The sequence below is a fragment of the Piscicoccus intestinalis NBRC 104926 genome, from assembly GCF_001515525.1.
Lineage (GTDB): Bacteria > Actinomycetota > Actinomycetes > Actinomycetales > Dermatophilaceae > Kineosphaera > Kineosphaera intestinalis.
On the sequence record NZ_BCNQ01000163.1, the window covers coordinates 1 to 9,708 of the forward strand.

Annotated in this window: 7 protein-coding genes and 1 pseudogene; 2 read left to right on the forward strand and 6 right to left on the reverse strand. The window is 72.1% G+C overall.

The window, feature by feature from the left end:
- Window positions 1-74 precede the first annotated feature (74 nt).
- Both folP and topA read right to left on the reverse strand, forming a co-directional pair.
- Complete coding sequence (gene folP / locus PINTE_RS18410) at window positions 75-965, reverse strand: dihydropteroate synthase (RefSeq protein ID WP_245643051.1); 891 nt, start codon at window positions 963-965, stop codon at window positions 75-77.
- A 3-nt stretch (window positions 966-968) separates the two neighbouring features.
- Window positions 969-3,770: a type I DNA topoisomerase gene (gene topA, locus PINTE_RS18415; protein ID WP_068433670.1), complete on the reverse strand. Its 2,802-nt coding sequence runs from the start codon at window positions 3,768-3,770 to the stop codon at window positions 969-971.
- Between the two features lie 203 nt (window positions 3,771-3,973).
- On the opposite strand from topA, the pseudogene PINTE_RS22215 reads away from it, so the two are divergent.
- A pseudogene (locus tag PINTE_RS22215) lies at window positions 3,974-4,579 on the forward strand (dioxygenase family protein); the annotation flags it as partial.
- Between the two features lie 157 nt (window positions 4,580-4,736).
- On the opposite strand, the gene PINTE_RS18420 reads toward PINTE_RS22215, so the two are convergent.
- From PINTE_RS18420 to PINTE_RS18435, 4 genes are all read right to left on the reverse strand, one after another.
- Complete coding sequence (locus PINTE_RS18420) at window positions 4,737-6,278, reverse strand: DUF7059 domain-containing protein (RefSeq protein WP_068433663.1); 1,542 nt, start codon at window positions 6,276-6,278, stop codon at window positions 4,737-4,739.
- A gap of 67 nt (window positions 6,279-6,345) precedes the next feature.
- The gene (locus tag PINTE_RS18425) at window positions 6,346-7,023 is read right to left on the reverse strand and encodes a GAF and ANTAR domain-containing protein (RefSeq protein WP_068433671.1); all 678 of its coding nucleotides are present in this window, start codon (window positions 7,021-7,023) and stop codon (window positions 6,346-6,348) included.
- A 168-nt stretch (window positions 7,024-7,191) separates the two neighbouring features.
- On the reverse strand, window positions 7,192-7,959 hold the full coding sequence (locus PINTE_RS18430; protein ID WP_068433665.1) for a sigma-70 family RNA polymerase sigma factor: 768 nt from the start codon (window positions 7,957-7,959) through the stop codon (window positions 7,192-7,194).
- Between the two features lie 262 nt (window positions 7,960-8,221).
- A complete protein-coding gene (locus PINTE_RS18435; protein ID WP_068433666.1) occupies window positions 8,222-8,608 on the reverse strand; it encodes an STAS domain-containing protein in 387 nt (128 codons plus the stop codon).
- 105 nt (window positions 8,609-8,713) lie between these two features.
- Here PINTE_RS18435 and PINTE_RS18440 point away from each other — a divergent pair.
- Window positions 8,714-9,708, forward strand: a 995-nt coding sequence (locus tag PINTE_RS18440; protein ID WP_157087358.1) for a DEAD/DEAH box helicase, incomplete at its 3' end; no start/stop codon positions are given.

The window sequence follows — 9,708 nt, forward strand, 5'->3', positions numbered from 1 at the left end:
GCCGACGTCGACGAGTCCGGCGTTGGCGCGCAGCAGCAGCGGCGGGTGGGGCGCGAAAGCCACCGCCGACAGGGTCACCGCAGCCCCCGCACCGGGCGCGCCGGGAGCCGCTCCCCCGCGACGCACGAGGTGAGGTCGAGGGCCTGCCGCACCGCGGCGACATCGTGCACGCGGTGGATCCGCGCCCCGAGCCACGAGGCGAGGGTGGTGGCCGCGAGCGTGCCCGGCAGCCGCGCCTCGGTCGGCACGTCGAGGCTCTCCCCCACGAAGTCCTTGCGGGAGACCGACACCAGCACCGGCCAGCCGGTGGCCACGAGCTCGCCCAGCCGACGGGTCACCTCGAGAGAGTGGGCCGTGGTCTTCGCGAAGTCGTGCGCGGGGTCGACGATGATCCGGCTCGGGTCGACGCCCTCGGCCAGCGCCCGCCGCGCCAGCGTCGAGCACGCGTCGATGACGTCGGCCACCACGTCGTCGTACTCGATGCGGTGCGGGTTGGTGCGCGGCGCGAGCCCGGCGGTGTGCGCGCACACGAGCGCGGCGCCGAATTCGGCCGCGACACCGGCCAGTTCGGGGTCCACGCCGCCCCACGCGTCGTTGAGCAGGTCGGCGCCGGCCCGGCAGGCCGCGGCCGCGACGCCGGAGCGCCACGTGTCGACGCTGATGAGCAGCTGCGGCCAGCGGGCGCGGACCGTCTCCACGAACGGCACGACGCGGCGGATCTCCTCGGCCTCGTCGACGACCTGCCCGTGGCCGGCCTTCACCCCGCCGATGTCGACGAGGTCGGCGCCCTGGGTCACCGCCTCCTGCACGCGAGCCAGGGCGCGGTCGGGCGCCCACGTCGAGCCGGGGTCGTAGAACGAATCCGGCGTGCGGTTGACGATGGCCATGACGAGCCGCTCGCTCGGCGCGAACGAGCGCGCGCCGATGCGCAACGTGCCGTCGGAGGGCGGGCCGCCGGGGCCCACCGCTCAGGATTCGCGCGCGGCGCGACCCGTCGCGCGAGAACTGCTCGACGCCGTCTTCTTGGCCGTCGTCGTCTTCTTGGCGGCGCTGGAGCGCGTCGTCGTCTTCTTGGCGGTGCTCTTCTTCGCCGGGGCCTTGCGGGTGCGCCGCGTCGTCGGGCCCTTGGCGCGCTTCTCGGCGAGCAGCTCGAAGCCGCGCTCGGGCGCGAGCGTCTCGGGGTCGTCGTCGCGCCGCAGCGTGGCGTTGGTCTCCCCGTCGGTGACATACGGACCGAAGCGACCGTCCTTGACCACCACCGGCTTTCCGGAGACGGGGTCGGTGCCCAACTCCGCCAGCGGCGGCTTGGCGGCGGCCCGCCCACGCTGCTTGGGCTGGGCGTAGATCGCCAGCGCCTCCGCCAGCGTGAGGTCGAAGATCTGCTGCTCGTCGGTCAGGGACCGGGAGTCGGTGCCGCGCCGCAGATACGGCCCGTACCGACCGTTCTGGGCGGTGATCTCCTGGCCCTCGTCGTCGACGCCGACGACCCGCGGCAGCGACAGCAGTCGCAGCGCCGTCTCCAGGTCGATCGTGCTCAGGTCCATGCTCTTGAACAGGCTGGCCGTGCGCGGCTTGGGCTTGGCGGCCTTGCGGGTGCGCTTGGGCTTCTCGCCGTCAGCGGCGGGCTCGCTGGCCGGCTCCGGCAGCACCTCGGTGACGTACGGGCCGTAGCGCCCGGCCTTGGCGACGATGTCGTGGCCGGTGGCCGGATCCTGCCCGAGCACGCGCCCGTCGTCGGAGGACTGCGCGAGCAGCTCCCGGGCGCGCTCGGGGGTCATCTCGTCGGGGGCGACGTCGTCGGGCACCGAGGTGCGCCGCGGCTGGTCGTCGCCGTCGGCCAGATCCTGCAGGTACGGGCCGTAGCGGCCGACGCGCACGACGAGCCCCTCGCCGAGCGGGATCGTGCTGATCTCCCGGGCGTCGATCTCACCGAGATCCTCGACGAGGTGACGCAGCCCCTCGACGCTCTTGGCCTCGTCGCCGAAATAGAACCGCTGCAGCCACTCGACGCGGCCGATGTCGCCGTTGGAGATCTCGTCGAGATCCTCCTCGAGGCGGGCCGTGAACTGGTAGTCGACGAGCCGCGGGAAATGCTCCTCGAGCAGCCGGGTGACCGCGAACGCCAACCACGTCGGCACGAGCGCCGTGCCGCGGGTCTGCACGTAGCCGCGGTCCTGGATCGTCGTCACCGTCGCGGCGTACGTCGAGGGGCGGCCGATGCCGAGCTCCTCCATCGCCTTGACGAGGGTGGCCTCGGTGTACCGCGGCGGCGGCGAGGTCTCGTGCCCGTCGGCCTCCGCGTGCCGGGTGTCGAGGTCGACCCCCTCGCTGAGCTTGGGCAGCCTGCGCTCCTCCTCGCGGGCGGCGTTGGCGGCGCCGCGGGCGGCGGTCTCCTCCTCGTCGCGGCCCTCCTCGTACGCGGCGAGGAAGCCGCGGAACGTGATGACGGTGCCGGAGGCGGAGAAGTCGGCGGTCGTCGTGCCGGCCGCACCCTGGGTGGGCACTCGCACCCGCACCGAAGCGGTCGAACCGCGGGCGTCGGCCATCTGCGAGGCGACCGTGCGCTTCCAGATGAGCTCGTAGAGGGCGAACTCCTCGCCGCGCAGCTGCCCGGCGACCTGCGCCGGGGTGCGGAATCGGTCTCCGGCGGGGCGGATCGCCTCGTGCGCCTCCTGCGCGTTCTTGACCTTCTTCTCGTAGCGGCGCGGGGCGTCGGGCACGTACTCGGCGCCGTACATGTCACGGGCCTGGGTGCGGGCCGCGGTCAGCGCCGACTCGCTCAGCGTCGTGGAGTCGGTGCGCATATACGTGATGTAGCCGTTCTCGTACAGCCGCTGCGCGACGCGCATCGCGGTGCGGCTGTTCATCCGCAGCTTGCGGGAGGCCTCCTGCTGCAGCGTGCTCGTCGTGAACGGCGCCGACGGGCGGCGGGTGTACGGCTTCTCGGAGACGGCGCTGACGGTCGCGGTGACGCCCTGCACGGCCTCCGCGACGGCGCGCGCGGTGGCCTCGTCGACGTGGCGGACCTTGGTGGTGACCAGCGTGCCGTCGTCGGCGAAATCGCGCCCGGTGGCCACCCGGGTGTCATCGAGCGCGGTGAGCCGGGCCCGGAATGCCTCGGAGCCGCGGGCGAACTCGCCGACGACATCCCAGTACTGGGCGGTCTTGAAGGCCATCCGCTCGCGCTCGCGCTCGACGACGATGCGGGTGGCCACCGACTGCACGCGCCCGGCCGACAGACCCTGGCGCACCTTCCGCCACAGCACCGGGGAGACCTCGTAGCCGTAGAGCCGGTCGAGGATGCGGCGAGTCTCCTGGGCGTCGACGAGCCGGGTGTCGAGGTCGCGGGTCTGGTTGACCGCGCGCTGGATCGCCTCGCGGGTGATCTCGTTGAAGACCATGCGGCGCACCGGCACCTTGGGCTTGAGCACCTCGAGCAGGTGCCAGGCGATGGCCTCGCCCTCGCGGTCTTCATCGGTGGCCAGGTAGAGCTCGTCGGCCTCCTTGAGCGCGCGCCGCAGCTCGGTGACCTTCTTCTTCTTGTCGGCGTCGATGACGTAGTAAGGGTCGAAGTCGTTGTCGACATCGACGGCGAACTTGCCGTAAGGCCCCTTCTTCATGTCCGCCGGCAGCTCGGAGGGGTTCGGCAGGTCGCGGATGTGCCCCACCGACGCCTCGACGTCGTAGCCCTCGCCGAGGTAACTCGCGATCGACGGCACCTTGTTCGGCGACTCGACGATGACGAGCCGGCGTAGTTGGCTGTCGCTCACGTGCACCCTCCACCCTCAACCTGCGTCGTGGCCCGTTCTCCACCACCACGTGCGCCTAGCACCGTAACGCCTCCCACCGACAACCCGAGAATCCTTCCCTTACGTGATTTACTTGACGCATCACGTACCTCGGTTGAGCTCGATATGTGACCTCTCCCGTGCTGTATCTGTCCCACGGTGCCCCGCCACTGGCCGATGACGCCGTGTGGACACGCCAACTCGCCGACTGGTCGCAGCGGCTGCCGCGACCCGAGTCGATCCTCATCGTCTCCGCCCACTGGGAGGCCTCGCCCGCGACCGTCTCCGCCTCGGTCGCTCCGCACGAGTTGTACTACGACTTCTGGGGATTCCCACAGCACTACTACTCGGTGCGCTACGACGCACCGGTGGCACCCGCGCTCGCCGACCGCGTCGACGCCCTGCTCGGCGACCGGCGCGGGCCGGCCGCGATCGGCGGCGTGCGTCGCGACGAGAACCGCGGGCTCGACCACGGCGCGTACGTGCCGCTCGTCGAGATGTACCCGCAGGCCAACGTGCCGGTGCTCCAGCTGAGCCTGCCGACCCTCGACCCGGCGACGCTGCTGCGGCTGGGCCGACGGCTGGCGCCGCTGCGCGAGGAGGGCGTGCTCATCGTCGGTTCCGGCTTCACCACCCACAACCTGCGCTGGATCGGCGCCGACACCGACTCCGACTCCCCGGCGCCGAGCGTGTCGGTGGAGTTCGACGACTGGGCGCGGCAGGCGGTCGAGCGCCAGGACGTCGACGCCCTGCTCGACGCCGCCCACGCCGCACCGGCCTTCGGGCAGGCGCACCCGCGCACCGAGCACTGGGCGCCGCTGTACGTCTCCCTCGGTGCCGCCCTCGGTGAGGGCTCCGCGTACGAGTCCTCCCGCGAGGTCGACGGGCTTCTGGTTCGGGCTGTCCAAGGGGTCCTGGCAGTTCGGCTGAGCCGCCCGTTACCCCCGGCTACTCCCGCTCCGGCGAGCCCCCGGCCTCGTCGCGCACGAGAAAACCGTCGGCCACCAGCTCCCGCAGCACCTGCGTCGTCTGCGCCCGATCATCGGTCTCGTCGGCGCCGGACTGCTCGAGCACCGCGTCGATGGCGCTCAGCGCCGCACCGGCGCTGAGCTCGCCGTCGCAGACCGACAGCAACGCGGCGGTGACCGTGTCGAGCCGGCGTGCGAGACGCAGGCCGCCACCCTGCCGCGCGAGGATCACCCGCGGGTCGGATTCGCCCGGCCGCGAGTGGGTTTCGATCGTCACGTCGTCCGCGGCGCGCCACGCCTGGGCGAGCACCGCGTCGTCGTCGTGCTCGGCGAGCCAGGTGCGGGCCCGCAGCCCGGCGAGCACGACGGGGCCCATCGGCTGCGCGACCGGCCCGCCCACCTCGGCGAGGTCGACGAACGGCTCGCGCTCGGAGGCCGGCCGCTGCAGTGTGACGACGCCGAAACCGATGACCTCGACCCCGCGGGAGGCGAAGTCGTCGAGCCACGAGGCGTACAGCTCGTCGTGCACGAAGGAGCCGGGCAGGTGGCCGCCGTCGCGCGCCCACGTCTCCGCGTACTGGGCCGGGTCCTGCACGTCGCGCTGCACGACCCAGGCGTCCAGCCCGGTGCCCTGCAGCCAGCCGCGCCAGCGCGCCCGCCAGTCCAGGTCGGCGCGGATCTCCCAGTTGCCGATGAAGTGCGCGATGCCGCCGGGCACGAGCACGTCGCCGACGCCGCGCACGAGGTCCTCGACGACCCCGTCGCCGGCGCGCCCGGCGTCGCGGTAGGAAAACAGCGGCACCCGGGCGCGACGCGGGGTGATGACGTACGGCGGGTTGCTGACGACGAGGTCGAAGCGCTCCCCGGAGACGGGCTCGAAGAGGTTGCCCTCCCGCAGCTCCCACTCCTGACCGGCGAGCGCGGCGTTGAACCGCGCGAACGCCAGCGCGCGCTCGGAGACGTCGGTCGCGACGATCTGCTGCGCGTGCCCGGCCAGGTGCAGGGCCTGCACGCCGCAGCCGACGCCGATGTCGAGGGCCCGGCGCACCGGCGGCCGCGGGGTCCAGGAGGCGAGGGTCAGCGAGGCACCGCCGACGCCGAGCACGTGATCGGGCTCCAGCGGGGCGCGCCGGCTCGAGACCGCCAGGTCGGAGGCCACCCACCACGTGTGCCGCTCGTCGCCGTACGGGCGCAGGTCGCACTGCGCCCGTAGGTCGGCGCCGGTGCGGTCGGCGAGGCCGAGCTCGACCAGACCGTCTCCCCCCAGGGTCGGCAGCGCGGCGTCGACCGCGTCGAAGGGCACCTCGACCCCGAGGGTGAACAGCCGCACGAGCGCGGCCGCCGGGGCCGTCGCGGTGCGGGTGACGCGCTCGACGGGCAGCGTCTGCTCCCGGCTCAACGCCCCGCCGACGACCGGCCCGAGCAACGCCTCGATGCCGTCGACGGTGAACTCGCTGGCCGTGAGGTCGTCGCGGAGCCGGTCGAGCAGGTCGGGCACGATGCGGGGCGGGCGCACGCTCATGCGCCACAGTGTCGCGCACCACGGCGCTCTCCTGGCTCTCGGGCTCGCAGCGGCCCGGGGGCGGGGGCTATTCGGGCAGTCCGCGCCGGTCGACGACGTACTGGGCGACGTTGCGCAGCTTGATGTTGCGGTCCTGGGAGTAGCGGCGAAGCACCGCGAACGCGTGCTCCCGGTCGAGGTCGAAGCGCTCCATGAGCATGCCCTGGGCGAGCCCGATCATGTGCCGGCTGTCCATGGCCTCTCGCAGGCCCGCCTCCGTCTGGGCGGCGGCGAGCGCCACCGAGGCGTGCCCGGCGAAGATGCCGCCGATGATCGCGTCGCGCTCGGTGAAGTGGTGCGGCTGGGAGGAATAGACGTTCAGCGAGCCGATGGTCTGGTGCAGCGTGAACAGGCGCACCGACAGCACGCTGCGCACGTCCAGATCGGTGACGCGGCGACACCAGCTCTCCCAGCGGGTCTCGGTGCTGGTGTCGTGGATGATGAAGACCGACTGGTCGTCCATCGCCTCCAGGCACGGGCCCTCGCCGCACTCGATCTGCAGCTCGTCGGCCTGGCGCACCCGATCGTCCGTGACGGCCGCGGTCTCCACGCGGTTGCCGCGATGGACGACCATCACCCCGCACATGTCCGACTCGACCGTCTTGCACGCGAGGTCAGCGATGCGGTCCAGGGTGGCGTTGACCCCGTCGGCGCCATGCAGCGCCATGGCGATGTGGGCGAAATCGGCTGCGCGGGGCTCGGTCACCACGTTCCTCCTGTCCGGACGCGAAGGACCCACTGCCGCGAGCGAGCCCTGTTCGGGAAATTCCTAAACCCGACAACCCGGGCTGCACGAACAGTAACTCACTCAAACCTGGCGCCAAGACCCGCGCCGCCGACTGCGACGACAATCACCACAGGGCACAGCGGGCGTTCAGGCGTCCGTCGGCTCGTCGACCAATTCCTCGCGCAGTCCGCGGAGAATGCGCGTCAGCAACCGCGAGACCTGCATCTGACTGACGCCGATCTCATGCCCGATCTGCTCCTGGGTGAAACCCCGCCCGAAGCGCAGGCCGAGGATCTTGCGATCGCGCTCGCTGAGGTGCTCCAGAGCCGGGCGCAGCAGCTCCCGGGCCTCGACGTGGCCGTAGTCGTCGGCCTCGTCGACGAGCATGTCGGCCAGCGTGGGCCCGGTGTCGTCCGGCCCGGTGGCATCCAGTGACAACGCGCTGTAGCAGCCGTCCGCGATCTCGACCTCGACGAGGTCGCTGACGTTGACGCCGATCGCAGCGGCGACCTCGCCGTCGGTGGCGGGGCGGCCGAGATCCTGCTGCAGCGTGGCGGCGGCGCTGAGCGCGGCGGCGCGCAACTCCTGCAGGCGCCGCGGCGGGCGGACCATCCAGCCGAAGTCACGGAAGTGCCGCTTGAGCTCCCCCGAGATCGTCGGTACCGCGTAGGCCAGGAAGCCCGGCCCCTCTCCCTCCCGGTAACCCTGGGCGGCCTTGACGAGACCGAGATAGGCCACCTGCAGAAGGTCGTCGGAGTCGATGCCGCGGGCGCGGTAGCGGCTGGCGATGGCCTCCGCGACCGGACCGTTGATGAGCACGACCTCATCGAGCAGTTCATGGCGGTCGACGCCGGTGGCGATGGCCGCCCGGCGCAGCAGTTCGGATGTGCGGGCGTCGCGCTCGCTCGCCTCCATCTCGCCGACATGGCGACCCTGCGGCCAGCGGGGCGTGCGAGTAGCGATGAGATTCGGGTGCCCTGACACGGTTCTCCTGCCCGACGCAGTCGACTTCGACGTGGCGCCTGGACTGGACCACCTGGTGAGGAGACGCCGGTGGACCGCTAACGGGGAAGAGTCATGCCTTCCCCCGAAGACCTACCGACGGGTACAGCATAGGTTCTCCGATCGCCAGACAGAAGACCCGGTAAGACACATGACGGTAACTCACATGAAACGATCAGCTTGCGTTCTCATGGCCGTCACTCTCGGGCTCCTGAGCGGTCGCGAGCGCCATCGCAATGGCCTCCGAGCGGCTGTCCGCGAACTCGAAGACCGAGTCGAGCCCGGTGATGGCCATGATCCGGTGGATGCGCTCCCGCGGCGCCACCAGATACAGCGACCCGTTGTGCAGACGGGCCAGTCGCAGCGCGCCCACCAGCACCCCGAGACCGGTCGAATCCATGAAACCCACCCCGGACAGGTCGACCACGAGGTGGCGCTGACCGGCGGCGATGTGCATCTCGAGACGCTCCTGCAGCGCGGGTGCGGAGAGCGCATCGACGTCGCCTCGAGCATCCACCACAGTGACGGGTCCGTCGTTCGTGCACGACAGCAGCAGATCCACGCCGCGTAACCCCTTTCACGTTGAAGGTGCCGCGGCGCCACTCTAGCCAGCCGCACCCCTGACCGTGTGGGCGCCCTGTCGGTGCGTCGACCTACGGTTGTGGCGATGTCGACCGCAGATCCCGATGAGCTCGTACGCGACGTGCTGGGCAGCCCCCGCCACGCGCGGCTCGCGCACGTCGCCCGGCTGCCCCGGCGGGAGGCCCGTCTGGCTCCGGTGCCCGCCTGGGTGCACCCGCACGTGCGGAGTCGGTTGGAGGCCGACGGCATCCGCGAGCTGTGGAGCCATCAGGCCCAGGCCGCCGACCTCGTCCGCGCGGGCCGCCACGTCGTGTTGTCGACCGGCACGGCCTCCGGCAAGAGCCTGGGGTATCTGCTGCCGGTGCTGACCGACCTCGCCGACACGCAGGAGCCGCAGGCCCGGCGCCAGACCGCGCTGTACCTGTCGCCGACCAAGGCGCTCGCGGCCGACCAGGCCCAACGCATCGCGAACTGGGAGGTGCCGGGTGTGCGGGTGGCGACCTACGACGGCGACACCCCCAGTGACGAGCGGCGCTGGATCCGGCGGCACGCCGGGCTCGTGCTGACCAACCCCGACATGCTGCACGCCGGCATGCTCCCCGCCCACGAGGCGTGGGCGGGTTTCTGGCGCGGGCTGCGGTATGTCGTCGTGGACGAATGCCACGTGTATCGGGGCGTGTTCGGCGCGCACGTCGCGGCGGTGCTGCGTCGGATCCGGCGGGTCGCGGCCCGCTACGGGGCGGATCCGACGTTCGTCCTCGCCTCGGCGACGATGGCGCAGGAGGCGCAGCATGCGCACCGCCTCACGGGACTGCACGTGGAGCCCGTCACCCACGACGGTTCGCCGCGGGCCGCGATGACGATGGCGTTCGTCGACCCGCGCGACGAGTCCGCCGGGCCGCCGCCGGGTGAGCCGGTGAGCGCCCTGACGCGCGCGGGCGACCTGCTTGCGGAGTTCGTGCTGCGCGGGGTGCAGTCCGTCGTGTTCGCGCGCTCCCGGCTCGGGGTGGAAGTCGTCGCAGACCGGGCTCGGCACCGGCTGCTCGACGAAGCCGCCTTCGAGGGGAGCGCGGCCGTCGG